This window comes from Paraburkholderia sediminicola, assembly GCF_046027825.1.
Lineage (GTDB): Bacteria > Pseudomonadota > Gammaproteobacteria > Burkholderiales > Burkholderiaceae > Paraburkholderia > Paraburkholderia sediminicola_D.
On record NZ_JAQQDU010000095.1, the window covers coordinates 1 to 25,011 of the forward strand.

Annotated in this window: 19 protein-coding genes; all 19 read left to right on the forward strand. The window is 62.7% G+C overall.

The window, feature by feature from the left end; all coding sequences use genetic code 11:
• Positions 1-195: 195 nt before the first annotated feature.
• The 19 genes from PQQ96_RS34100 to PQQ96_RS34190 all read left to right on the forward strand — a co-directional run bounded on the left by PQQ96_RS34100 (position 196) and on the right by PQQ96_RS34190 (position 24,904).
• Positions 196-3,303, forward strand: a complete 3,108-nt coding sequence (locus PQQ96_RS34100; RefSeq protein ID WP_408300680.1) for an efflux RND transporter permease subunit — start codon at positions 196-198, stop codon at positions 3,301-3,303.
• Positions 3,300-6,611, forward strand: coding sequence for an efflux RND transporter permease subunit (locus PQQ96_RS34105; protein ID WP_408300681.1), 3,312 nt, complete (start codon positions 3,300-3,302; stop codon positions 6,609-6,611). Before PQQ96_RS34100 ends, PQQ96_RS34105 begins: the two co-directional genes overlap by 4 nt.
• 2 nt (positions 6,612-6,613) lie before the next feature.
• The gene (locus tag PQQ96_RS34110) at positions 6,614-8,080 is read left to right on the forward strand and encodes an efflux transporter outer membrane subunit (protein ID WP_408300722.1); all 1,467 of its coding nucleotides are present in this window, start codon (positions 6,614-6,616) and stop codon (positions 8,078-8,080) included.
• Positions 8,081-8,511: 431 nt separating this feature from the next.
• Entirely contained in the window at positions 8,512-9,426 is a 915-nt protein-coding gene (locus PQQ96_RS34115) for a dioxygenase family protein (protein WP_408300683.1), read from the forward strand.
• Between the two features lie 13 nt (positions 9,427-9,439).
• Complete coding sequence (locus PQQ96_RS34120; RefSeq protein WP_408300685.1) at positions 9,440-10,189, forward strand: SDR family NAD(P)-dependent oxidoreductase; 750 nt, start codon at positions 9,440-9,442, stop codon at positions 10,187-10,189.
• Positions 10,190-10,231: 42 nt separating this feature from the next.
• Positions 10,232-11,113 carry a beta-keto acid cleavage family enzyme gene (locus tag PQQ96_RS34125; protein ID WP_408300687.1) on the forward strand — a complete coding sequence of 294 codons (882 nt, stop codon included), beginning with the start codon at positions 10,232-10,234 and terminating at the stop codon, positions 11,111-11,113.
• Positions 11,114-11,521: 408 nt separating this feature from the next.
• On the forward strand, positions 11,522-11,866 hold the full coding sequence (locus tag PQQ96_RS34130) for a cupin domain-containing protein (protein WP_408300689.1): 345 nt from the start codon (positions 11,522-11,524) through the stop codon (positions 11,864-11,866).
• Between the two features lie 157 nt (positions 11,867-12,023).
• Positions 12,024-12,815, forward strand: coding sequence for an acetoacetate decarboxylase (locus PQQ96_RS34135; RefSeq protein WP_408300691.1), 792 nt, complete (start codon positions 12,024-12,026; stop codon positions 12,813-12,815).
• A 28-nt stretch (positions 12,816-12,843) separates the two neighbouring features.
• Complete coding sequence (locus PQQ96_RS34140; RefSeq protein ID WP_172313633.1) at positions 12,844-13,626, forward strand: 3-hydroxybutyrate dehydrogenase; 783 nt, start codon at positions 12,844-12,846, stop codon at positions 13,624-13,626.
• Between the two features lie 10 nt (positions 13,627-13,636).
• Positions 13,637-14,890 carry a DUF3734 domain-containing protein gene (locus tag PQQ96_RS34145; protein WP_408300693.1) on the forward strand — a complete coding sequence of 418 codons (1,254 nt, stop codon included), beginning with the start codon at positions 13,637-13,639 and terminating at the stop codon, positions 14,888-14,890.
• A gap of 141 nt (positions 14,891-15,031) precedes the next feature.
• On the forward strand, positions 15,032-16,714 hold the full coding sequence (locus PQQ96_RS34150; RefSeq protein ID WP_408300695.1) for an FAD-dependent oxidoreductase: 1,683 nt from the start codon (positions 15,032-15,034) through the stop codon (positions 16,712-16,714).
• 224 nt (positions 16,715-16,938) lie between these two features.
• The gene (locus PQQ96_RS34155) at positions 16,939-18,384 is read left to right on the forward strand and encodes a DUF1254 domain-containing protein (protein WP_408300697.1); all 1,446 of its coding nucleotides are present in this window, start codon (positions 16,939-16,941) and stop codon (positions 18,382-18,384) included.
• 230 nt (positions 18,385-18,614) lie between these two features.
• Positions 18,615-18,938, forward strand: coding sequence for a helix-turn-helix domain-containing protein (locus PQQ96_RS34160; RefSeq protein WP_408300699.1), 324 nt, complete (start codon positions 18,615-18,617; stop codon positions 18,936-18,938).
• Positions 18,935-20,257 carry a type II toxin-antitoxin system HipA family toxin gene (locus PQQ96_RS34165; protein WP_408300701.1) on the forward strand — a complete coding sequence of 441 codons (1,323 nt, stop codon included), beginning with the start codon at positions 18,935-18,937 and terminating at the stop codon, positions 20,255-20,257. Before PQQ96_RS34160 ends, PQQ96_RS34165 begins: the two co-directional genes overlap by 4 nt.
• A gap of 192 nt (positions 20,258-20,449) precedes the next feature.
• Positions 20,450-21,403, forward strand: coding sequence for a 4-hydroxyproline epimerase (locus tag PQQ96_RS34170; protein WP_408300703.1), 954 nt, complete (start codon positions 20,450-20,452; stop codon positions 21,401-21,403).
• Positions 21,400-22,557, forward strand: coding sequence for an NAD(P)/FAD-dependent oxidoreductase (locus PQQ96_RS34175; RefSeq protein WP_408300705.1), 1,158 nt, complete (start codon positions 21,400-21,402; stop codon positions 22,555-22,557). The genes PQQ96_RS34170 and PQQ96_RS34175 overlap by 4 nt, the downstream gene beginning before the upstream one ends.
• Entirely contained in the window at positions 22,550-22,816 is a 267-nt protein-coding gene (locus tag PQQ96_RS34180; protein WP_408300707.1) for a 2Fe-2S iron-sulfur cluster-binding protein, read from the forward strand. The genes PQQ96_RS34175 and PQQ96_RS34180 overlap by 8 nt, the downstream gene beginning before the upstream one ends.
• Positions 22,813-24,090 carry an FAD-dependent oxidoreductase gene (locus PQQ96_RS34185; RefSeq protein ID WP_408300709.1) on the forward strand — a complete coding sequence of 426 codons (1,278 nt, stop codon included), beginning with the start codon at positions 22,813-22,815 and terminating at the stop codon, positions 24,088-24,090. The genes PQQ96_RS34180 and PQQ96_RS34185 overlap by 4 nt, the downstream gene beginning before the upstream one ends.
• A 34-nt stretch (positions 24,091-24,124) precedes the next feature.
• On the forward strand, positions 24,125-24,904 hold the full coding sequence (locus PQQ96_RS34190; RefSeq protein ID WP_408300711.1) for a helix-turn-helix domain-containing protein: 780 nt from the start codon (positions 24,125-24,127) through the stop codon (positions 24,902-24,904).
• The last annotated feature ends 107 nt before the right edge of the window (positions 24,905-25,011 follow it).

Consider the following 25,011-nt stretch of genomic DNA (forward strand, 5'->3'; position numbering starts at 1 on the left):
CCCCCCCCGCCCCGCCAAGAAAACCCGTGACGCCCCCCCCCCGAGCGGGGCCCCCCCCCCCCGCGCGGGCGCCCGGGGGGGGGGGCGGCGCGGGGTTTTCGGGGGGGGGCTGCGTCCCAGGCGCACCGGCAGAAGACGCCGGCCAGCGCCGCGCAAGCCTCGCAAGCCCCGTAAACCACGGCGGACGACGAGCTGATGAATCTCTCCCGTCTCTTCATTCTTCGGCCAGTAGCCACCTCGCTGCTGATGATCGCCCTTGTGCTGGTGGGGCTGGTCTCGGTGCGCTTTCTGCCGGTCTCCTCGCTACCCGCCGTCGACTACCCGACGATCCAGGTGCAGACCTTCTATCCCGGTGCGAGCCCGGACGTGATGGCCACCACCGTGACTGCGCCGCTTGAAGTGCAGTTGGGGGAGATTCCCGGCCTGCAACAGATGATTTCCTATAGCTCGGAAGGGGCGTCGGTCATCACCTTGCAGTTCGATCTCTCGCTGAGTCTCGACATCGCCGAGCAGAACGTTCAGCAGGCGATCAACGCGTCCAACAGCTACCTGCCGAGCGGTCTGCCGGCGCCGCCGACCTACGCGAAGGTGAACCCCGCGGACCAGCCTATCCTGACCCTGGCGGTGACATCGAAGTCAATGTCGCTGACCCAACTGGAGGACGCGGCCAACAACCGGCTTGCCACAAAAATCTCCGAGGTGCCGGGCGTGGGCCTCGTTGGTCTCGCCGGCGGCAATGTGCCGGCGGTCAGGGTAGAGGCGGACCCGCAGAAGCTGGCCGCCTACGGTCTGAACCTCGACGATTTGCGCACGCTGCTTGCCAACGTCAACGTCAGTCAGCCTAAAGGCAATTTCGACGGTCCGGAGCTGGACTACACGATCAACGCGAACGACCAGATCGTCGACCCGAAGGATTATCTGGATACGGTGGTCGCTTACCAGAACGGCGCGCCGGTGTTCCTGCGCGATGTCGCGCGGGCCACCCAGGCCCCGCAGGACGTCGAGCGGGGCGCCTGGTACAACCACACGCCGGCGATCATCCTCAACGTGCAGCGTCAGCCGGGGGCGAACGTGATCGCCACGGTCAACCAGATCATGAAGCAGTTGCCCGCGCTGGAATCCACGCTGCCGGCGGGCATGCAGGTCACCGTCGTCTCGGACAGCACGGGGGTGATTCGCTCGTCGGTCTCCGACGCGGCCTTTGAGCTGGTGCTGGCGGTGGTGCTGGTGGTGCTGGTGATCTTCGTATTCCTGCGCAACGTGCCGGCGACCATCATCCCCAGCATCTCGGTGCCGGTTTCGCTGATCGGCACGCTGGCGGTGATGTACGAGCTCAATTACTCGATCGACAACCTCTCGCTGATGGCGCTGATCATCGCCACCGGTTTCGTGGTCGACGACTCGATCGTGATGATCGAGAACGTCGTGCGTTATCTGGAGGAGGGGATGAGCCCGCTGGAGGCGGCCCTCGAAGGCGCCGGACAGATCGGCTTCACGATTCTGTCGCTGACCATCTCGCTGATCGCGGTGCTGATCCCGTTGCTGTTCATGGGTGGGGTGATCGGGCGGCTGTTCAGCGAATTCGCGGTCACCCTCGCGGTCACTATCGTTATATCGGCAGTGGTCTCGCTGACGGTGGTGCCGATGCTCTGCGCGCGTATTTTGCGCGCCCAGGCGCAACGGCACCCAAGCCGGTTTGAGCGTATCAGCGAAGGCCTGTTCAACAAGACACTCTCAGGCTATGAACGCGGGCTGCGCTGGGTGCTCGATCACCAGACCCTCACATTGCTGGTGGCGGTCGGCACCGTGGTGCTCACGGCGGTCCTGTATATCGTGATTCCCAAGGGCTTGTTTCCGGTGCAGGACGTCGGCGTGATCCAGGGTATAAGCGTCGCTGACAACTCGGTGTCCTACACGGCAATGGCGGTGCGCCAGGCGGCGCTGGCCGAGGCCATTCTCAAGGACCCCAACGTCACCTCGGTCACCTCCTACGTGGGCATCGACGGGACCAATCCCACGCTGAACAACGGCCGCTTCCTGATCAATCTGAAGGCTCGAGACGACCGCTCGCTGAACGCGCAGCAGATCGTCCGGCGCCTGCAGCAGGAGGTGGCCGACGTACCGGGCATCAAGCTTTATCTCCAGCCCGAGCAGGATCTCACGCTCGACACCACCGTCTCGCCGAACCAGTACAAGTTCGTGTTGCGCGGCCCGAACCAGCAGGCGTTCGACCAGTACGTGCCCGCGCTGATTGGGCGGATGAAGCAGATTGCCGCGATTACCGACGTGACCAGCGATCTGAATACGCTGGGCCTGAGCGTCAATGTCGAGGTCAACCGGCAACTGGCCGCGCGCTACGGCATCACGGCCGCGACCATCGACAACGCGCTCTACGATGCGCTCGGCCAGCGCATCGTCTCGACCATCTTCGAGCAGTCCGATCAGTACCGGGTCATTCTGGTGGCCAAGCCCGAGGCGCTGTCCGATCTGGATTCGCTCGGCAACCTGTATCTGCCCAGCCAGACCAGCAGCACCGGCCAGGTGCCGCTCAAGGGGATCGCCACGATCAAGGTCACGAAGTCCCCGCTCGTGATCAGTCATCTGGCCCAGTTCCCTGCTGTCACCATTTCGTTCAATCTGGCGAAGGATGCCTCGTTGAGCACGGCGGTGGACCAGATCCGCAAGGCCGAGCAGGCGGTGAATCTGCCGCCGTCGATTACGTCCTCTTTCCAGGGCGCGGCCCAGGCGTTTGAGGATTCCTTGCAGAGCGAGGTGTATCTGCTGGTCGCGGCGCTGGTCGCTGTTTACATCGTGCTGGGCGTGCTCTATGAGAGCTACATCCATCCGGTGACGATCCTGTCCACCTTGCCGTCCGCCGGCATCGGCGCCTTGCTCGCGCTGATGATCGCGGGCAGCGATCTGGACGTGATCGGCATTATCGGCATCGTGCTGCTGATCGGCATCGTCAAGAAGAACGCGATCATGATGGTGGACTTCGCGCTCGACGCCGAGCGCAACCACGGCAAGTCGCCGCGCGACGCGATCTTCGAGGCCTCGCTGTTGCGCTTCCGGCCGATCCTGATGACGACGCTCGCGGCCATGCTCGGCGCGTTGCCGATGCTGCTCGGCACCGGCACGGGTTCGGAACTGCGCCGGCCGCTCGGTCTCGCGATCATCGGCGGCCTGACCTTGAGCCAGATGCTGACGCTGTTCACAACGCCGGTGATCTACCTCTGTTTCGACCGGATTGCCCAGCGTGTGCGCCAGAGGGCCGCTGATCGCGCAGCGAGGAGCGCGCCGTGAACATCTCGGCGCTGTTCATCCGGCGGCCTGTCGCGACCACCTTGCTGGCGGTCGCGATCCTGCTGTCGGGCGTGCTCGCCTATTTCCGGCTGCCGGTTGCGCCGCTGCCGAACATCGCCTATCCGGTCATCGTGGTGCAGGCAAACATGGCGGGCGCCAGCCCGGAAATCATGGCTTCCACGGTGGCCGAGCCGCTGGAGCGCCGGCTCGCCACGATCGCCGACGTGAGCCAGCTGACCTCGACCAACTATGTCGGCTCGTCGATGATCGTCATCGTGTTCGGGCTGAACCGGGATATCAACGGCGCCGCCCGCGACGTCGAAGCGGCGATCCAGGCCGCCCGCGCCGACCTGCCGACCACGCTGCGCGCCAACCCGACCTACCGCCAGTACAACCCGGCGGGAGCACCGATCATGGTGCTCGCGTTGACGTCGGACACCCTCACCAAGGCGCAGCTCTACGATTCCGCCGATTCGGTGATCCAGCAGCAACTCTCCCAGGTCGACGGTGTCGGGCAAATCACGCTGGGCGGCGGCGCGTTGCCCTCGGTGCGGGTCGAGTTGCAACCGGGCAAGCTCAGCAGCTACGGCATCGGGCTCGAAGACGTGCGCGCGGCGATTGGCGCCGCGAACGCCAACAGCGCGAAGGGGCACATCGACCAGGGCGAGCAGCGTTACGAGATCCTGTCCAACGATCAGATCAGCAAGGCCGCGCCCTACCGTGACGTCATCATCGCGTACCGCGACGGTGCACCGGTGCTGCTGCGCGATGTCGCCCAGGTGATCGACTCGAACGAAAACATTCGCAACGCGGGGCTGTACAACAGCAAGTCGTCCGTGCTCGTGATCGTCTATCCGATGCCGGGCAGCAATGTCGTCAAGACTGTCGCGCAGATCCAGGCACGCCTGCCTTCGATCGAGGCGGCGTTGCCGAGCGCCATCCGCGTCAACGTGGCGATCGACCGCTCCGAATCGGTCAGGGCCTCGGTGGGCGATACCGAGCGCACGCTCTTCATCGCCGTGCTGCTGGTGGTCGGCGTGGTCTTCGTGTTCCTGCTTTCGCCGCGCGCGACGCTGATCCCCGCGGTCGCCTTGCCGCTGTCGATCATCGGCACGTTCGGGCCGATGTACCTGCTCGGCTACAGCATCGACAACCTCTCGCTGATGGCGCTGACGATCGGCACCGGCTTCGTGGTCGACGATGCGGTGGTGGTGCTGGAGAACATCGTGCGCCACCTCGAAGCGGGCCTCGATCCGAAAGAGGCCGCGTTGCGCGGCAGCGCCGAGGTGGGTTTCACGGTCATCTCGATGAGCCTGTCGCTGATCGCGGTGTTCCTGCCGATCCTGTTGATGCCGGGCATTGTCGGCTTGCTGTTTCATGAATTCGCGGTGACGCTGTCCATCGCGATTCTGTTTTCGCTGCTGATCTCTTTGACGATTACGCCGACCATGTGCGCGTATGTGCTGAGCCATCAGCATGCGAAGCACTCGCAGGCGCGCTGGGCGAGCTGGTTAGAAGCGCAGTTCGAGCGCTTCAAGAATGCCTACTCGCGCTCGCTGGACGCCGTGCTCGACCACTCGCTATTGATTGGCCTCATGTTGATCGTGCTGCTCGTGCTCAACGTGTTCCTGTTCAGATTGTTGCCGGCCACCTTTTTCCCGGAGCAGGACACCGGCATCCTGATCGGGCAGATTATCGCCGATCAAAGCATCTCGTTTCCGGCGATGGAAAAGAAGCTCGCGCAGTTGCAGTCGATCGTCCAGCAAGACCCCGCAGTGGCCTCCGTCGCGGGCTTCACTGGCGGTCGGGCACTCAACAGCGCCAACGTCTTCATCGAACTCAAGCCATTGGCTCAGCGTCATTTATCGGCTACCCAGGTGGTTAACCGCCTGCGGCCAAAACTGAATGCGGTATCGGGCGCGCGACTCTTCCTGCAGGCCCAGCAGGACTTGCAGATCGGCGGCCGGCAGGCAGCGGCCGAGTATCAATACACACTGACCAGCGACGATGCTGACGCGTTGTTCAAGTGGGTGCCCAAGCTCGTGACCGAACTCGGCAAGTACCGCGGGCAACTGCTCGACGTCAACTCGGATCTGCAGCAAAACGGTCTGCAAACCTACCTCAATATCAGCCGCGCGACCGCGACGCGCTACGGTTTCCAGCCGAACCAGATCGACAACGTGCTCTACGACGCATTCGGCCAACGCACGGTGTCGACGATTTATAACGCGCTCAATCAATACTTCGTGGTGATGGAAGTGGCGCCGCAATACTGGCAGTATCCGCAAACCCTCGACCAGATTTTCCTGAGCACGGCGGCAGGTAACGCGAACGGTACGCAGCAGACCCAGATGCCGGGCGGCACCGTCACCGCGCCCAAGCAGGCCGTGGCCGTGAGCACGGCGCAAAGTACCAGCAGCAACACAAACGCGCTGAACGCCGACGCCGAAGCCAATCAGCTCACCAATAGCATTTCCAACAGCAAGGGCGGCAATTCCAGCGGCAGCGCGGACAGCACCGCGGCCGAAACGATGGTGCCGCTTCCGACCATGTTGACCTACGCCAACAGCCACACCGCGACGCAGGTCAACCATCAGAGCGGCCTCGTGGCCGGGACTATCTCGTTCAATCTGCCGGGCGGCGGCTCGCTCAGCCAGGCGGGCGAGATCATCAAGAAAGCCGAGCAGGACATCGACATGCCGGCCTCGGTTCACGGCGCATTCGCCGGCGCGGCGCAGGCCTACGCGCAGTCGATGGGTACCGTGCCGCTGCTGATCCTGGCCGCCCTGGTCGTCGTCTATATCGTGCTGGGCGTACTCTACGAGAACACGATCCATCCGCTGACCATCCTGTCCACGTTGCCATCGGCCGGAATCGGCGCGACGCTCGCCTTGCTCGTCTTCGGCACGCCGTTTTCGGTGATCGCGCTGATCGGCATCATTTTGCTGATCGGCATCGTCAAGAAAAACGGGATCATGATGGTGGACGTTGCTATCCAGTTACAACGCAATGAAGGGATGGACGCGAGGCGGGCCATTCACGAAGCCGCCGTGGTGCGTCTGCGGCCGATCATGATGACCACCGCCGCGGCCGTCCTCGGCGCGGTACCGTTGGCGATAGGCATCGGGCAGGGCGCGTCGCTGCGCCAGCCACTGGGCGTCACCGTGATGGGAGGTCTGATCGTGAGTCAGGTCTTCACGTTGTACACGACACCGGTGATCTACCTTTACCTCGACCGCCTGCGTTTCAGGATTGCCAGGTGGTCCGACGGCTTGCCGTGGAACCGCCGAACGGATACGAGAGCATGAAGATGAACACTCCCCGCACCCCTCTGGCCGCGATCGTCGCCTTGCTGGTGAGTGGTTGCATGGTCGGCCCTGACTACCACCGGCCGCCGGTGCCCGTGCCGGCGACGTACCTGGAGTTGCCGCCTGGATGGACGCAGGCCGAGCCCGCCGCCGAGGGGCCGAAGGGCGACTGGTGGACCGGTTTTAACGATCCGCTGCTGGATCAGCTTGAGCCGATGGTGTCCGTGTCCAACCAGACCGTGCGTCAGGACTACGCCAACTACCAGCAGGCTCTGGCAGAGGTGCGCGTCGCGCGCAGTGCGCTGTTTCCTACTCTCAGTGCCACCGGCTCGGTGACCCGGCAGCGCAGTGCAACCAGCAGTGCCAGCGCCAATGCCGGATTCGGCAATTTTCAGTCGGTGAATAACTCAGGCTCGCTCGAAGGCAATGTGAGCTGGGCGCCTGATCTGTGGGGGCAGGTGCGCCGTAACATCGAAGAGAACGCCGCGACCGCCCAGGCGAGCGAAGCGACGCTCGCCAATGCCACGCTCTCCGAGCAGACCGCGCTCGCCACCGCGGTGATCGAACTCCGCATCACCGACGCCAACATCGACCTGCTGCAGCACACGGTCGACGCCTACCAGGGGTATCTGCGCGTCGTCGCCGATCAGGATCAGGCGGGCACGGTGCCGCCGTCCAACCTGATCACTGCGCGCACCCAGCTTGAGAACGCCCAGTCCAGCCTGATCGCGCTCGGCGTCGCGCGGGCCCAGTATGGGCACGCAATTGCGGTGCTGGTGGGCAAGAATCCGGAAGACCTGTCCATTCCTCACAGCACGGCGTTGCCGACACTGCCCACGATTCCGACCGGCGTGCCCTCGACCCTGCTGCAGCGGCGGCCGGACATTTCCACCGCGGAACGCCAGATGGCCGCGGCGAACGCGGCGATCGGCGTTGCGGTGGCGGCGTACTACCCGAACATTTCGCTGTCGGCGCTGGACGGCTTTACGCAGTCGCCGTTGGCCGGCCTGCTGCACATCGCCAATCATGTGTGGTCGCTGGGCGGGAGCGCCACTGAGACGCTGTTCGATGGCGGTGAGCGTGGCGGCGAGGTGGCGGCGGCCAGGGCCGCGTATGAGGCCTCTCTTGCCAACTACCGTGGCACGGTGTTGACCGCGTTTGAGAATGTCGAGAACGACCTCTCCGGGTTGCGGATTCTCGCCCAGCAGGCCGACGTGCTGGACACCGCCGTGCGCGACGCGACTCGCGGCACCGAGATCGCGTTCAACGAATACCAGGCCGGCACCGTGGATTACACGACCGTGGCCACCGCCCAGACGACCCAGTTGAACGATCAGCAAACCGCGCTGAGCGTACAGCAGCAGCGCCTGCTCGATGCCGTATCGCTGATCGGCGACCTTGGCGGGGGCTGGTCGGATAGCCAGCTTCATGACCCACGTGATTCCAGGGCGACAGCAGTGAACCCGTGATTGTGCTGGTTGAGCGTAAGTCCGTCACGTTCGCGTGATGCGCGGGCTTTTTTTCATCGCGGCCGCCCTGTTGTCCAGTATTCGCCAATAAAAGATCACCACCAAAAAGCGGCGAGCAATTGGCAACGAGCGTGTTTCTCATCAAGGCATTGGGGGAGGGTGAGCGCGTTCTCGTCTGCGGCGAAGACGCAGGATCATTCCCGGGGAGCGGGCTACGGCGCTCCGTCGTCAAGCGACTGGCAACCAGGCGATAACCCTCGGCTGGCAGAAACTCGAAAGTGGTTGTCCGCCGCGCTTTCCCTGAGTCGCTAGCATCCACGTATGGCCTCGCAAAATCCATCGAATCCAATTTCAAGCGCTTTATCAACGCCATCGTGAGGCAAGTGCGATGAAGCCACGTTTCAGATGGCTAAGCCTATTCGGAGACTCGTATGACTGATTTATCCCATCTGGACAGTATCGCGGACGACGCTGAGTCGATTACCGAGGTGGTGCTGGCTGCAATGAGCCGAACCGATGACGCCCGGCTCAAGGAGATCGTCGATGCGCTGGTCCGGCACGCCCACGCGTTCTTCCGGGAAGTCAGATTGACGGACCGGGAGTTCGAGCAGGGCATCGAGTTCGTTAAAGCGATTGGCCAGGCCACGGTAGACGATCACAACGAAGTCGTGTTGTGCGCCGATGTGCTGGGCTTCTCGACACTGGTCACGTTGCTCAATACGATGGACAAGACCGACCGCACGCCCGGCGCGCTGCTCGGGCCGTTCTATCGCGGCAATTCCCCTGAATACGGCGACGGCGAGTGCATTGTCGCTGAAGACTCGCCCGGTGCACCGCTGTTCGTGCGTGGCCGTGTGGTCGATCGGGCACAGCGGCCAGTCGCGAATGCCTCGGTTGACGTGTGGCAGGCGTCGCCGGTGGGTCTTTACGAAAATCAGGATCCTGACCAGCCCGATATGAATCTGCGTGGCCGCTTCAGGACCGATGCCGACGGTTACTTCCGCTTCCGTTCCGTCAGACCTGCTGGTTATCCGGTCCCCACGCATGGTCCCGTGGGCGTGCTGCTGGCGGAGCAGCACCGGCATCCGTACCGGCCCGCTCATATTCACTTCGTCGTCATCGCCGAAGGGTACGAAACGCTCGTCAGTCAGGTCTTTGCCGACGACTCGGAATATCTCGGCTCAGATGTCGTGTTCGGCGTGAACCGCTCGCTGGTCGGCAGATTCGCACTACACGAAGACGGCAAGGCTCCCGACGCGGACGTGACAGGACCGTACTACACACTCGAATACGATTTTGTGCTGGCTGAGGGTACGCCGACGTACCCGACACCCCCCATCAAATAAAGCGGAGATTTACGTGTCCAAGGATCTCGAAGGAAAAGTGGCGGTCATTCTGGGCGGTACGGGTGGCATCGGTGCCGCTACGGCAACCCGGCTCGCCAGCGCCGGCGCCACTGTCGTCGTCACAAGTCAGTCCGACGTCGCCAAGGCGCAGCATGTGGTCGATTCGTTGCCGGGAAGCGGTCACCTGGCCGCAGTCACGGCGATTACCGACAGCGCTTCGCTTGCCGACCTCGCGGGTCGCGTCAAGGCCCAGTTTGGGCGGGCGGACATCCTCGTCAATACGGCCGGCTTTACCAAGCCTGTCAAACATGCCGACCTGGATGCGCTGACCGACGAACTCATCGATGAAATCATGAGGGTCCACTGGCGCGCGCAGTTCGCGGCCATTCGGGCCTTTCGCTCTCTGCTCGACGAATCGGGTGACGGTCTGGTCGTGAACGTGTCGTCGATTTCCGCGAGCACGGGCGTGGGGAGCAACATTGCCTACTGCGCGGCCAAGGCCGGGCTCGATGTGATGGCCGCGTCGCTGGCGCGGGCGCTCGCCCCGCGAATCCGGGTTCTGAATGTGTCCCCGGGTGTCGTCGACACGAGCTTTGTGCCTGGACGGGGCGCGGACTTCAACGACAAGGTCGCTGCGACCACACCACTCGGACGCATCGGCACGCCTGACGATATTGCCGCGGCGATCGAAGCGTGCGCGACCCATTTGAAATTCAGCACGGGCGTCACGATCGTGGTCGATGGCGGCCGGCGGCTGAACTGAGCTTGAGCTTGAACTTGAACTTGGACTTAAGCGAGACCCATCATGCATGAACGTAAAACCATCATCACCTGCGCCGTGACCGGCAACCTGACGAAACCGGAGCAGCATCCCGGCCTGCCTATTACGCCGCAACAGATTGCAACCTCTGCACTGGAAGCGGCGCAAGCCGGCGCCGCCGTCGTTCACATTCACGTGCGCGAGCCGCAAACCGGCCGGCCGTCAATGGAGATCGACCTGTACCGTCAGGTCATTGACCGCATCCGCTCGGTCGATCCCGAACTGATCATCAATCTGACTACGGGTCCGGGAGGGCGCTTTATTCCGAGCGACGACGACCCCAAGGTAGCGGCGCCGGGGACGACGCTGCTGCCCCCGGAAAGACGGGTCGAACACATCGCTGCGTTGAAACCCGATATCTGCAGCCTCGACCTGAATACGATGAATTCAGGCGGCGACGTGGTGATCAATACGTCGAAGAACGTTCGACGCATGGCGAGTGTGATACGCGAAGCCGGCGTCAAGCCGGAGCTCGAAATTTTTGACTCCGGTGACTTGCACCTCGCGCTGGATCTGATCAAGGAGGGCGTGCTCGATGGACCGGGACTCTGGACGCTTGTGCTTGGCGTGAAGTACGGCTTCGCCGCGACGCCGGAAACGCTGCTGTATGCCCGTAACTTCCTTCCGCGGGGTGCGGCGTGGTCGGCCTTCGGCATTGGCCGCGCAGAATTTCCCATGGTCGCCCAGGCATGGCTCGCGGGTGGGCACGTGCGTGTCGGCCTCGAAGACAACATCTACCTCTCCAAAGGCGTGCTGGCTGAAACTAACGCGGTACTGGTGGCGCGGGCCCGGGAGATCGTGTTGTCGCTCGGTGGCGAGATTGCGACGCCACGGGAGGCCCGCGAGCAACTGGGGTTGGTGAAATGAGCGAGGATCAGGATGCCCGGCAGTTCGGGACGCCGTCAGTTCATCGAACCGTATTCGTCGCGCATGGCACCTCGATTATTGGCGATGTTCAGATTGGTGAGCGCGCATCGATCTGTTCTCCAAACCGGTCGTATTGAATATCTAGCGGATTATTCCCCGCGTGCAATCAGGCAAATTGGTTCGGTTGATCGCATTGGGTTCTGGGCCTGGTTATCGTCAACCTTCGGCAAGCATGGCGTGACACACGACTGACACAACGCGCCGCGACGATTGTCATCCTTGCCTTTTCAACTGATCCAGGGAAATAGCATGTGAGGTACCGCGAGAAGGCGGAACACACGTTCGAACGCGAGTCGACTGTGCTGACCCGTCGCTTGAGGTCGTAACTTAAGGAGTCTTGCTTAAGCCATGAACGTGACGCGATTTAACGAAGCCCCCGAATACCACCCCGCGCATCACTATCAGATGCGCTGTGTGAGGCTTCAGGGGTACGAGGCCGGCCCTGCTGACACACTTTGGATCGGCGTGTCGACCATTGAGCCCGGCGGTCACACGTCGCTCTCGGCGTCCCCGCTGGAGAAGCACTACGTTGTGCTGGAAGGCGAGATTGTCGTCTGCACCGAAGACCATGAAACGACGCTCCACAGGTACGACTCATGTCGATTGGCCCCGGGTGAAGCGCGCGCGTTGAGAAACGATTCCGCCGAACCCGCCATGATTTTGCTTGCCATGCCGTTGGCGGATCGTATTTGAACGTGCACTGAGTTGCATGACCCGGCGAAAGTTCCAGCGACAGTGTTGCGTTCTGGTTAACAGTGTTTTGGGAAACAGTTGTACATCTCGTCTAAGCATTGCCTCTACCATTGCACCGGTCCGGTGCTGCATGCGCCGCCTGTCATAAAGGAGTCTCATGAATCTCGCTTCGATCCGCAAAGACGCCTTTGCGATGCCTGTTCACAATCCCGCTTACCCCCGGCCGCCGTACCGCTTCATCAACCGGGAATACTTCATCATTTCATACGAGACCGATTTCGATGCGCTGCGCGCCATCGTGCCGGAGCCGCTGCATCCGGAAAATGATCTCGTTCATTACGAATTCATTCGCATGCCGGACTCGTCGGGCTTTGGTGACTACACCGAAAGCGGGCAGGTCATCTCGGTGCGCGACCAGCAAGGGCGTCTCGCCAACTACACGCATTCGATGTACCTCGATGACGAAGGCCCGATCGCCGGTGGCCGCGAGATCTGGGGGTTTCCGAAGAAGCTGGCCAAGCCGACCTTGAGCGTCGATGGCAACGACACGCTGCTCGGCACGCTTGACTACGGCACACAACGTATCGCAACGGGCACGATGGGTTTCAAGCATGTGCCCCTCGACATCGAGGTTGAGCGCAAGAAGCTTGCGGAGACGCCGAATTACCTGTTGAAAGTGCTTCCGCACGTTGACGGTACGGCGCGCGTGTGTGAGCTCGTCCGCTTCTTCCTGCGCGACGTGAGCGTGCTCGGCGCGTGGTCGGGCCCAGCCGCGCTCGAACTGCATCCGCACGCGTTGGCGCCGGTCGCCGATCTGCCGGTGAAGCGGGTGGTCGGCGCGCGGCATGTGATCGCCAATCTCACGCTGGATATCGGCGAGGTCGCGCTCGATTATCTGGCCACGAGCGAGAACGAGAGCGAGAGCATGAAGCTCGCGGTCAATCTATAACGATCAGTCAATCGATAGGGACAGCAACATGTCATTGAACAATAAAGTCGCGCTGGTGACCGGCGCAGCAAGCGGTATTGGTGAGCAGTGCGCACGCAAACTCGCGAGTCTCGGCGCCGCGGTGGTGATCGCCGACCTGAATCTCGAGAACGCGCAAAAGGTGGCAAACAGCATCGTGGAAGCAGGCGGCAAGGCGCTGGCAGTCGCCATGGATGTGACCAACGAAGAAGCGGTGAATAGCGGCATTGAACGCGCGGTGCAGGAGTTGGGCAGCATCGATGTGCTCGTGTCGAACGCGGGTATCCAGATCGTCGCACCCATTGAGGAGTACGCGTTTTCCGACTGGAAGAAGATGCTGGCGATCCACCTGGACGGTGCCTTCCTCACAACGAAGGCGGCGATCAAACATATGTACGCGGGCGGCAAGGGCGGCTCGATCGTCTATATGGGCTCGGTGCATTCGCACGAAGCGTCCAAGCTCAAGTCCGCCTATGTGACGGCCAAGCATGGTTTGCTGGGGCTCGCCAGGGTGGTCGCGAAGGAAGGCGGCCCGCGCGGCGTGCGGGCGAATGTGGTGTGTCCGGGCTTTGTGCGCACGCCGCTCGTCGACAAGCAGATTCCCGAACAGGCGAAGGCGCTGGGTATCTCCGAAGAAGAAGTCGTCAAGAACGTGATGCTCAAGGAAACGGTCGATGGTGAATTCACCACGGTCGAGGATGTGGCCAATACGGTCGCCTTCCTTGCGGGCTTCGAATCGTCTGCGCTGACCGGCCAATCGGTGATCGTCAGCCACGGCTGGTCAATGCAATAAGGGGTCGCGTATGCGCAGCAGCACAAAAACAACTGACCGGCAGCCGGATGCATTCGCGCTGCCGCGCTACGACGAAATTGCCCTGGTGCTTCAGGGCGGCGGCGCGCTTGGGTCGTATCAGGCCGGCGTCTACGAGGGTATGGCCGAGGCCGGTGTGCAACCGCACTGGATCGCCGGCGTCTCGATTGGCGCGCTGAACACCGCGATCATTGCCGGTAATGCGCCGGAGAACCGTGTGGAAGCGTTGCGCGGCTTCTGGAATTCGATCTGCCATCCGGCGGACTGGCTCGGTGGTCTGGGCGCGTGGACGCTGCCCGGACTTGGGCTGCCAGACCTGTCGCGCAAGTGGGCCAGCATGTGGGCGGCCGGGCGCGCGTTGACGGAGGGTCAGCCGGGATTTTTCTCTCCGCGTGTGCCCTTGCCGATGGCGGGTTTCGGCAAGCAGATCCCCAACGCGGTCAGCTACTACGACACGGCCGCGCTGAAGGAAACGTTGTTGAAGTTCGCCGATTTCGATCGCATCAATGATGGCGACATCCGGGTTTCGGTGGGTGCGGTGAACGTGCGGACCGGCAACCTCGTGTACTTCGACAACACGAAAATGCGCCTGCGGCCGGAGCATTTCATGGCGTCGGGGGCGTTGCCGCCAGGTTTTCCGGCGGTGGAGATCGACGGCGAATACTACTGGGACGGAGGCCTCGTTTCCAACACGCCGCTGACCGAAGTGCTTCGCGATGCCGAGCACAAGGACGCGCTGATTTTTCAGGTCGATTTGTGGAGCGCGCGAGGCAACGCACCGGGAGACTTCCTCGACGTGTCCGAGCGTGCCAAAGACATCCAGTATTCGAGCCGCACGCGCGCGGTGACCAACATGCTGGCGGATCGTCAGAAGCATGCACGCTTCATCAAGGAACTGCTCGCGCATGTTCCAGCCGATCTGCTCAGGACCGATCCGCTATTCCGTCTCGCTGAAGAGGCGGCCGACGGTAGTGCAATCAACGTGGTGCACCTCATCTACAAGAACAAGCCTTATGAGGGGCATTACAAAGATTACGAGTTCAGCGTCGACACGATGCGCGAACATTGGGAAAGCGGTCTCGACGACATCCGTGATTCGTTTGCGCATCGGGAGTGGTTCGATGTGCCGAGTCGCGAACAGGGCTTCGTGACGCATGACGTCCATCGCCGGCTCGGCTCTGTGCCGCAGTCTGACCGTGACATCCCTGAATTGCCCGTCGACGCCCCACAAAAAGCCGCTGCCTGAACGGGTGCGTGTTGAACTGGCGCGCATTGGGCGGTCGCTTATTGGGTGGCCGCTCGATTGCGTGTCGCAACCGGAGATATCATACCGACAGTGAATACAGTAGTTCCTTGACGACCGCGTGTTGACGTGACGGAGTTCGCGATGAACAAAGCCTCTTCAGGCAAGCCCAACGATCTGTCGTCAGGCGGCAGCCGCCACCATCAGGTCTATCCCACGCTGGACGAAACGCAACTGGCGATCCTGGAGCGATATGGCGAGCGGCGCAAGCTGAAAGCCAACGACATTCTCTATTCCGAAGGCGACCGGCACACCGGGATGTACGCCATTCTTTCCGGAACGATCGAGGCGAGCAGAGGGTCCGTTCAGGGCGCCCGATCACTGAGCGTTCACGGCCCCGGCAGTTTCACCGGCGAGGTTGGCACGCTCGCTGGCCGGGCCGCGGTGGCAACGACACGCGCCCTTACCGATTGCGAGGTCATCGTCATCGATGAGGAATCACTCCACGCGCTCGTGATTGCTGAAGCGGAGTTAAGCGAAACGATCATGCGCGCCTATATCCTGCGCCGGGTCGCTTTCATCCAGGGGCAACAAGTCGGCGTGATGGTGATTGGCAGTACGACCTCCGCCCCTACGCTGCGCCTGCGTCACTTCCTGAGCCGCAACGGTCAACCCTCGGCCTACTTCGATATCGTCCAGCACGCCGAGGCCAGGGAATTGCTGACGCGCTATGGCGCAACGGAAACCGACCTTCCGGTTGTGATCACGTTGCAAGGGGTCGTGCTGAGGCAACCTAGTCACAGGGCCGTCGCCGATGCAATTGGCCTGAGTCCGGACCGGCTCAATGGCGAGCACTTCGACCTTGTTGTGGTGGGTGCGGGGCCCGCGGGGCTCGCGGCCGCGGTATACGCCGCATCAGAGGGATTGAAGGTGGCGGTTCTGGATGCCAAAGCGCCGGGAGGGCAGGCCGGCACCAGTTCGAAGATCGAGAATTACTTTGGTTTTCCGACTGGCATATCCGGCCAGGCGCTGGCCGGCCGCGGCCTGTCTCAATGCCGCAAGTTCGGCGCCGAGGTCGGCGTTCCCATCGAGGCACTGACGATCGACTGCACGGACAGCCAATCGTTTCACATCGGCCTGAACCATGACGAGTGCGTGTACGCCCGTGCTGTCGTCATTGCCACCGGCGCGCGCTATCGAAAGCCGGACCTTTTCCGTCTTGAGCATTTCGAAGGCCGCGGCATCTACTACAGTGCGACTTTCATGGAGGGCGCGTTCTGCGACAACGAAGAGGTGATTGTGGTCGGCGGCGGAAATTCGGCCGGACAGGCTGCGGTATTTCTTGCGAGGTTCGCGCGTCATGTCCACGTCGTTATTCGCGGCGACAAACTCAGTGCAAGCATGTCGGCATACTTGATCCGACGGATCAACGCGACGGCCAACATCACGCTTCACACGAAGACACAGATCGTCGAACTATGCGGGGAATCGAAACTTGAGGCGATAAAGTGGGATCGGCAGGGGCAGATTGAAACCAGGCCCATCCGGCACGTTTTCCTGTTTCTTGGCGCCGAGCCCAATACCCGGTGGCTTGGCGATTGTGTCGCCCTGGACAAGGACGGCTTTGTGCTGACAGGCGCCGATACTGGCGACGCCTGGACAGAAGATCGGCCACCGCATGATCTCGAGACAAGCCGGCCCGGCATCTTTTCCGCCGGTGACGTCCGGAGCAGCTCCGTCAAGAGAGTGGCGGCCGCCGTGGGAGAGGGGGCCGCCGCCATTCAGGCCGTACATCAATATCTTGCAAGTACTGTGCTGCGTTCGTGAACAGCTCATTGACCAGTAACAGTCGCCCCCGAGCGTGAAGGGTGTCCGTGCTGCGATGTTCGACGCATTCGGTACGGATGCTGTTGGCAGGGCCAATCCCAGTGTCGCAACGTTCATTCGGACGATTTCGTTAAACGACGGCACGTCTATCGTCATTGGCACTCTGGTTCCGTCCGGTCACCCGTTGTGGTCGGATTCGGCGACCGCATCAAGGGGAGTGTTGGATGACGCTGCTTCAACTCACCGGCGCCCGCGCCAGGAAGATTGCCCGGGAAGGGGCATGGTCGCCCAGGCGACCGCTTGAATGGCTGTCACGCGCAGCGGTGGCGGTCACTTTGATTGCCGCGATTGCACCGACGGCCAATGCCCAGGAGGCGGCGACCGACAAGTTGATCGGTGAGGCCTACAACTACGCGTTCCCACTGTTCAAACTATCGCAGTATCGCTGGACCGCGCTCGAAACGACCGATGCGCGAACCAGCACCCGACTCAACCAGTTTGCCCACGCCCGCCGGATCGCGACGCCCGATGATCGCTGGGCAAATTCGCCTATCGTCGACGCCTTGTATTCGACGGCGTGGTTGGACCTCGCGCACGGGCCGGTCACGCTCGATACGCCTGACACGGGCACACGATACTTTGTTCTGACGCTGATCGATTTCTATTCGAACACGTTCTTCTACGCCGGACACCGAACGACCGGCACCGCGTCGCAGCGCTATTACGTTGTCGGACCGGATTGGCGCGGAACCGTCCCCACAGGCGCACAACTGGTTCGCGCGCCGACCAACGATGTCTACGTCAACCTGCGTGTGCAGGTTGATGGTCCGACTGACGCCCAGGCGGCCAACGCGATTCAGGATGGTTTCAGAATCACGCCTGCGACGCCGGATCGTGTCGCCGACGTGCCGGCGCGCGTCCATCCGCTGGCAGAGGAGGGCCCACGGAATTTCCTCGCGGTCGTCAACGAAATGCTGGCGCTCGATCCGCCTCCTGCAAGAGACCATGCGCTAATCGAGCAATACCGTCGCGTCGGCATTTGCGGCGCCGAATGCACATGGGACCGTTTGCCGGCCAACGTTCAGGCTGCGTGGCAGGATCGTTATCCCAATCTCGAACATGAATTTCTGGCAACGTACCTCGCCGCAGCCCGTGCGCATGGCTGGATCGACTACAACCCGCCCGGCTCCAAACTCGGTACGAACGAGCAGCGCGACTATGACCTGCGTGCACTCGCGCTTGCGATGGGTATGGGCATCCTCGGTGTGAACCGTGAAGAGGCGAACTACTGGATTACCTTTCGCGACGCCCAGGCTGATCCGCTACTTGGCAGCCAGCGATACCGCCTGCATTTGCCGCCGGGCGGCATTCCGGCGAAGGCGTTCTGGTCGGTGTCGCTGTATGCGGTCGATAAGGACGGGCAGTTCCTCGCCGCGAATCCGATCAACCGTTATCAGATAAGCAGCCGCACGCCAGGACTTGTCGTCAACGCGGATGGCAGCGTGGATATCTGGATGCAAGCGCAGCGCCCGACGGATACGCAAGCCGCGAATTGGCTGCCGACGCCTGACGACGGGCGTCGCTTCACGCTGTTTGCGCGCGCCTATGACCCGACGGGGAGTGTGCTGGCCGGTACATTCAAGATGCCACCGGTTGAGTTGCTGCCTTGATGCATGGCCGAAGGTGGTGACGCCCGTATCGCTTGTCGGTCATCAAGTGCCGGACGGTTTTCTTCGCGAACCGGACTGCCATCGGCAACTGCCTTAATGTCTCGTATAGTGAACGTTATGAGAATATTAGACGTTAACGTCTCAAATATAGGACATTACTTGCATCGCTGAAATGTTCAATATACGATACATTATCCGCGTATCACGCGATAATGTACTGGATATGGAATATGAACCTTGCCGAGCTGGGAGAGGCCTTCCGCACTGCCCGTATGGCTGCCAATCTGACTCAACAACAGGTTGCCGATATGAGCGGCGTGACGCGCGGTCGCATCAGCACGTTTGAGACGGGGACGTTACCTGAAATCGGTGCCGTAAAGATGCTCAGTCTTTTCGACGCGGTCGGGCTGGAACTCCTGGCCCGTCGGCCTGGCCATCAGCGCACGCTCGACGACGTCCTGACTGAGTCCGCCGACTCGGCCGACGCGCCGTCGCGCCAGCGCGTGCGTCCGAACGCCTTGCAACGTCTGAAGGCGACGGAGGGTAAGTCATGAGCCGCGCAAGCCTCGACGTCTATGTGAGCGGCCAGCAGGTGGGCACGCTTACCGAGGAGGCGGGCCAGTACGTCTGCACCTATCTGCCTGACGTTCCGCCGGCAAGTCTCGTCTCCCTGCTCATGCCTGTGCGTGCGGCGTCGTACGACTGGAAGACGCTGCATCCCTTCTTCCAGATGAATCTGCCGGAAGGATTCAAGAAGGACCTGATGATCCGCCGTCTTGGCCCACACGCTGACGTGAGCGATTTTGGTCTGCTTGCGCTCACTGGCGCGAACACGATCGGGCGCGTTCAGGTGGTCCCGCGAGGCGTCACGCCTGCGGTCGCCGCGAGCAACGCCGACATGGCGGAGCTACTCGCGTCGGCCGACTCTCGCGACAACCTTCTGCGTCTGCTTGAGGGCGGAGTCGCGGAAGGGATATCGGGCGTCATGCCAAAGGCGCTCATTCGGCCAGGCGACAAGGCAACGGTGTGGACCGACGGGTTCATCCTGAAGACCGGTTTCCAGGACCTGCCGGGGCTCGCGATCAACGAATACCTGTGCCTCGAAGTGGCTCGCGAAGCCGGCCTTGAGGTGCCCGAAGCAAGATTGTCCGACGATGGGCAGGTTCTCGCCGTGCGTCGTTTTGACCGCACGGCGGATGGCCGGATACTGGCGGTCGAGGACTACTGCGCTCTCAAACCCAACGACGCCGTCAACAAGTACAAGGGCTCGCTGGAGGACCTCGCCAAGCTCACCACCACCTACGTGCCGCGCGCGGCGCTCAAGGATAATGCCCGGCGTCTCTACACGCTGATACTGCTGAACTACGCCATTCACAATGCCGATGCACACCTGAAGAACTTCGCGCTTGTCTACACGGGCGTCGATGATGTTCGGCTTGCGCCGGTCTATGACGTTCTAAGTGGGACCGTCTACCCGAAGTACGCTACGCAGTTGCCGGCGCTGACGCTGCACGGCAAACGCGTGTGGGCTTCGGGCAGCATGCTGGTGGCATATGGGGGCGCGCGGCTGGGTTTGAGCAAGGCTGACATGGGCGAGGCGCGTGAGCGGATCACGAGCGCAGTGCACAAGGTCGCGCCGATGGTCAAAAAATACGCGAGCAGTCACCCGAGCTTCAGCGAAGTTGCAAAGGGCATGCTGAACGCGTGGGGGTGCGGGCTCGAAGATATCAAGCCCGACGCCAAGCCAGGAAAGACCGCTCCGGCACCGTTGCGCGAGCAGATGGGTATGTCCGATCCTGACGCGGCAGCCCGGCGCAAGGAGGCGAATCCCTACGCCAACGTCGACGGTGCTTTCAGCCACAAGTCCCGATAGCGGCACGTGCGGCAAATCAGGGCGAAACGGGATATGTCACGCAAATGACCCGCCATCAATCAAGGCCTGATGCTAGACGATCACTGGCATGACTGATGACCGTCGCCGGGAACCCCCACTGTGCTGAAATCGTCATCGAAGCGAGGCCGATAGCGCAAGACAGCTGCAGCGCCGCGGCCTACGATTGTTGTCATGAAAACCTTGACCGCAATCGACTCCCACACTGGCGGCGAACCCACCCGCCTCGTGATTTCCGGCGGCCCCGAGCTGGGCCACGGACCGTTGCAGGAACGCCTCGCCGTGTTTCTGCGCGATTTCGACCGTGTTCGCGCGGGTATCGTCAACGAGCCGCGCGGCTCCGATGTCATGGTCGGCGCGCTGCTGTGCGAGCCGCATGATCCGTCCTGTACGGCGGGCGTCATCTTCTTCAACAACGTCGGCTTTCTCGGCATGTGCGGGCACGGCACGATCGGTCTCGTCGTCTCACTGGCCCATCTGGGCCGAATCGAGCCGGGCTTGCACCGGATCGAGACACCGGTGGGTATCGTCGAGGCTGAATTGCACACCGATCGCAGCGTGACTGTGCGCAACGTACCGGCGTATCGCTACCGTCAAGCTGTGCCTCTCGATGTGCCCGGCATCGGGCGCGTGCATGGTGATATCGCGTGGGGCGGCAACTGGTTTTTCCTCGTCTCCGATCACGGGCAAACGCTGGACCACAGTCGTATCGACGAGTTGACGGAAGCCACCTGGGCCATCCGGCGTGCGCTGGAGGCCAACGGTATTACCGGCGAGGGCGGCGCGCTGATCGATCACATCGAGCTGTTCGCCGATTCCGAGCGGCCCGGTATCGATAGCCGCAATTTCGTGCTGTGTCCGGGCAAGGCTTATGACCGCTCGCCGTGCGGCACCGGCACGAGCGCGAAGCTCGCCTGCCTCGCGGCGGATGGCGTGCTGGCGCCAGGCGCGCTATGGCGGCAGGAGAGCATTATCGGCAGCGTGTTCGAGGTCCATTACGACACCGATCCGGCACTGCCGGCAGGGCAGATTCGACCGAACATCCGCGGCACGGCTCACGTCAACGCTGAATCCAGACTGATTTTCTCCGACGACGATCCTTTCGCATGGGGCGTCCGCGCGTCATGAAGCGTTCCGACGGTCAGCCGGACGTGGTCGTGATAGGAGCGGGTATCGTCGGTGCGGCCTGTGCGTACGAGCTGGCCTCGCACGGCCTCGACGTGCTGGTGATCGAGCGTGCGGGCGTGGGTGGCGGTGTGACGGCGGCCGGCATGGGCCACCTGGTCGTGATGGACGACTCGCCTGCCGAGTTCGTGCTGAGCGCCCATTCGCTCGCACTGTGGCATGCGCTAGCGCCGCGCCTCGATGCGCGCCATGCGTTTGTGCGCAGCGGCACGCTGTGGGTTGCGACCGACGACGAGGAACTGGCCCTGGCGCAAAGCCGGCAGCGTGCGCTGCAGCAGCAGGGCATCGACTGCGCGACACTCGATGCGCAGCAGGTGCGCGAAGCTGAGCCGGCGTTACGACATGGGCTCTGTGGCGGCATGATCGTCCCCGACGACGCGGTGGTCTACGCGCCGGCAGTTGCGGCCTGGTTGCTCGCGCAGCCCGTCGCCGGGCGCATCGTGCAACGGCTGGATACCGAAGTGACCGGTATCGAGCGACAGGGCGTACGTCTCGCGGACGGCGGCCTCATCGCCGCCGGCGCCGTGCTGCTGGCCAACGGCCTGCAGGCTGCAACGCTAATGCCAGCTCTGCCGCTGCAAGCAAAGAAGGGGCATCTGCTGATTACCGATCGCTACCCCGGCACGATCCGCCATCAAATCCTCGAACTCGGCTACATCAAGAGCGCGCACAACCAGAGCGGCACATCGGTCGCATTCAACGTGCAGCCGCGCCCGACCGGTCAGTTGCTGATCGGCTCGTCGCGTCAGTTCGACAGCGTCGATTCGAAGGTCGAGCCAGCGATTCTCGCGCGCATGCTGCAGCGTGCGGTCGACTATTTGCCGGCGCTGGCCGGCCTGAACGCCATTCGGGCGTGGACGGGTTTTCGCCCGGCATCCAGCGATGGTTTGCCATTGATCGGCCCGGCCGCGTCCTTTGCCGGCGCTGCGATGCATCCCGCAACATGGCTTGCGGTTGGCCATGAGGGATTGGGCGTGACGACCGCGCTCGGCACGGCGAAGCTGATCGCGGCGCAGATGCTGGGTCTGCCGGCGCCGTTCGACGCGCGTCCTTATCTGCCCGCACGGTTTGTGCACTCGGGGGCGGTCCATGCCTGAACACATCACACTCGATATCGATGGACAAGCCGTAAGCGTTGCACGCGGCTGCACGGTGGCCGCCGCACTTGCCATCGCCCGCAAGCATGCGGCGGTGGTGACGCGCCGCTCGGTCAGCGGCGAACTGCGCGGGCCGCTCTGCGGAATGGGTATCTGCCAGGAGTGCCGGGTCACGATTGACGGCGTACGTCATCGGCTGGCCTGCCAGACGATCTGTACAGCGGGCATGTCCGTCATAACCGGAGAATCGGCACAATGAATTTCGATGTACTTGTGATCGGTGCCGGACCTGCTGGACTCAGTGCCGCGCGGTCCGCGTCGACGTATGGCGCAACGGTTGGCATCGTCGACGATAACGCGTTGCCAGGCGGTCAAATCTGGCGGCAGGGGCCGCGGCATCCGTCCGCTGGACCGGCGCGCGCATTGCTCGATCAACTGGCTGCGCGTCAGAACGTGGCGTTGCTGAGCGGCGCACGCATTGTGCAGGTGCTATCGGCGCACACATTGCTGGCCGAGCAGGACGGGCGCGCGTTGACGATCGGTTATAGCAAGCTGATCATCGCGACCGGCGCGCGTGAGCGCTTTCTGCCGTTTCCCGGCTGGACGTTGCCAGGCGTCACGGGAGCGGGCGGGTTGCAGGCGCTGATCAAGGGCGGCACGCCAGTGACGGGCGAGCGCATTGTGATCGCCGGCAGCGGTCCGCTACTGTGGGCCGCTGCCACGACGGCGCGCAGCCAGGGCGCGCATATCGTGGCGCTGGTCGAGCAGGCTTCGGCGGCGTCTGTGGGCCGCTTTGCCCGCTCGCTGGTGCAAACGCCCGCCAAGCTGCTGCAGGCGGCGCGCATGCGCGCCGGCCTCTGGCGCACGCCGTATCTGCTCGACGCGTATGTCGGCGAGGCGCTTGGCGACACCAGCGTGCGGGAAGTTCGCGTGCGTCAGAACGGCCGCGACCGGCTGATTGCCTGCGACCGGCTGGCCTGTGCGTACGGCCTGCTGCCGAATACGGGCATCGCAGCCGCGCTGGGATGCCGGGTCGACATGGCGGGGCCGGTGGAAGCGGTCGCGGTCGACGAGTGGCAGGCCACCTCGGTGCCGGCCGTGTTCGCTGCGGGAGAATGCACGGGCGTGGGGGGGATGGAGTTGTCGGCGGTGGAGGGCAAAATTGCCGCGCTGGCGGCCGTCGGCGACTCTGAACGTGCTCGCCCGCTCTTTGCCGAACGCGCGCGCTACCGGCGCTTTGCGCAACGCCTGCATGAGGCGTTCGAACTGAACCCGGATCTGCGCACACTCGCGACACCGGACACGCTCTTCTGCCGATGCGAGGACGTGCCCTATCGGGATCTGGCGCAGCACACTTCATGGCGCGATGCGAAACTGCATACACGTTGCGGCATGGGCCCCTGTCAGGGCAAAGTCTGCGGCGCGGCAGCCGCGTTCTGCTTTGGCTGGACAGGTAGCGGCGAGCAGATGTTGCGCCCGCCATTCTCTCCGGTGCGCATTGAAACGCTGCTGCAAGTCGGGGCCGATGCGTAATATTTCCGTTCAATCGACCATCTGACGTTTATCCATGCCCGACCTGGCGCTTCCCATTCCCGGCGACCACACGACACTGTCGCATCTCGTGGCGCACTTCGAAATTCTTGAGCCCATTTTCGACGCGATGCAGGACGTGGTGTTCTTCGTCAAGGACACTGATGCCCGCTATGTGCTCGCCAATGCGACGCTGGCTGCGCGCTGCGGTTTCAAGGACAAGCGTGCGCTCCTCGGCAAGCAGGCCGAGCAGGTTTTCCCGCCTCGCTTCGGACACATTTACACCGAGCAGGACAAAGCCGTGCTCAAGCTCGGCAGCAAGCTGATCGATCAACTCGAACTGCACCTGTACCCCGGGCGCCGGTCGGGCTGGTGTCTGACCAGCAAGTTGCCCATGTACGACGCGAAAGGCCGCGTGCTCGGCGTCGTGGGTATCTCGCGCGATCTGCAGGTGGCGGAGGACAGCCATCCTGCCTATACGCGACTGGCGATCGCGGCCAAATACATCCAGGACAACTACGCTGAGCCGCTTCGGCTTCCCGATATCGCGAAGCTCATCGATCTGTCGGTTGCGCAGATCGAACGCTATTTTCACAAGATCTTTCATTTGACGCCGCGCCAGATGCTGCTCAAGACGCGTCTCGATGCGGCATCGGCGCTGCTGGCGGGCGACCTTAGCATTACCGATATCGCCACGCGGTGCGGCTACAACGATCACAGCGCATTCACGCGCCAGTTCAAGGCGACCGTCGGTTTAACGCCGAGCCAGTACAGGGGATTGCTGCATCCGAAGGGCACGGCGGACTCCGCCACCTGAGCTCCGACTGTGCAGATTTCATCTCTTTCGTTCACGAAATACCCCAAGCCCCGGCGCGGATAAAACCCGATACTCATCCCATATTCAACGTGTGTCGGCATGACCGA

Coding starts and splice junctions, on each gene's coding strand:
- PQQ96_RS34100 (WP_408300680.1), top strand. CDS start 196: ATGAATCTCTCCCGTCTCTTCATTCTTCGGCCAGTAGCCACCTCGCTG.
- PQQ96_RS34110 (WP_408300722.1), top strand. CDS start 6,614: ATGAACACTCCCCGCACCCCTCTGGCCGCGATCGTCGCCTTGCTGGTG.
- PQQ96_RS34115 (WP_408300683.1), top strand. CDS start 8,512: ATGACTGATTTATCCCATCTGGACAGTATCGCGGACGACGCTGAGTCG.
- PQQ96_RS34125 (WP_408300687.1), top strand. CDS start 10,232: ATGCATGAACGTAAAACCATCATCACCTGCGCCGTGACCGGCAACCTG.
- PQQ96_RS34130 (WP_408300689.1), top strand. CDS start 11,522: ATGAACGTGACGCGATTTAACGAAGCCCCCGAATACCACCCCGCGCAT.
- PQQ96_RS34135 (WP_408300691.1), top strand. CDS start 12,024: ATGAATCTCGCTTCGATCCGCAAAGACGCCTTTGCGATGCCTGTTCAC.
- PQQ96_RS34140 (WP_172313633.1), top strand. CDS start 12,844: ATGTCATTGAACAATAAAGTCGCGCTGGTGACCGGCGCAGCAAGCGGT.
- PQQ96_RS34145 (WP_408300693.1), top strand. CDS start 13,637: ATGCGCAGCAGCACAAAAACAACTGACCGGCAGCCGGATGCATTCGCG.
- PQQ96_RS34150 (WP_408300695.1), top strand. CDS start 15,032: ATGAACAAAGCCTCTTCAGGCAAGCCCAACGATCTGTCGTCAGGCGGC.
- PQQ96_RS34155 (WP_408300697.1), top strand. CDS start 16,939: ATGACGCTGCTTCAACTCACCGGCGCCCGCGCCAGGAAGATTGCCCGG.
- PQQ96_RS34160 (WP_408300699.1), top strand. CDS start 18,615: ATGAACCTTGCCGAGCTGGGAGAGGCCTTCCGCACTGCCCGTATGGCT.
- PQQ96_RS34165 (WP_408300701.1), top strand. CDS start 18,935: ATGAGCCGCGCAAGCCTCGACGTCTATGTGAGCGGCCAGCAGGTGGGC.
- PQQ96_RS34170 (WP_408300703.1), top strand. CDS start 20,450: ATGAAAACCTTGACCGCAATCGACTCCCACACTGGCGGCGAACCCACC.
- PQQ96_RS34175 (WP_408300705.1), top strand. CDS start 21,400: ATGAAGCGTTCCGACGGTCAGCCGGACGTGGTCGTGATAGGAGCGGGT.
- PQQ96_RS34180 (WP_408300707.1), top strand. CDS start 22,550: ATGCCTGAACACATCACACTCGATATCGATGGACAAGCCGTAAGCGTT.
- PQQ96_RS34185 (WP_408300709.1), top strand. CDS start 22,813: ATGAATTTCGATGTACTTGTGATCGGTGCCGGACCTGCTGGACTCAGT.
- PQQ96_RS34190 (WP_408300711.1), top strand. CDS start 24,125: ATGCCCGACCTGGCGCTTCCCATTCCCGGCGACCACACGACACTGTCG.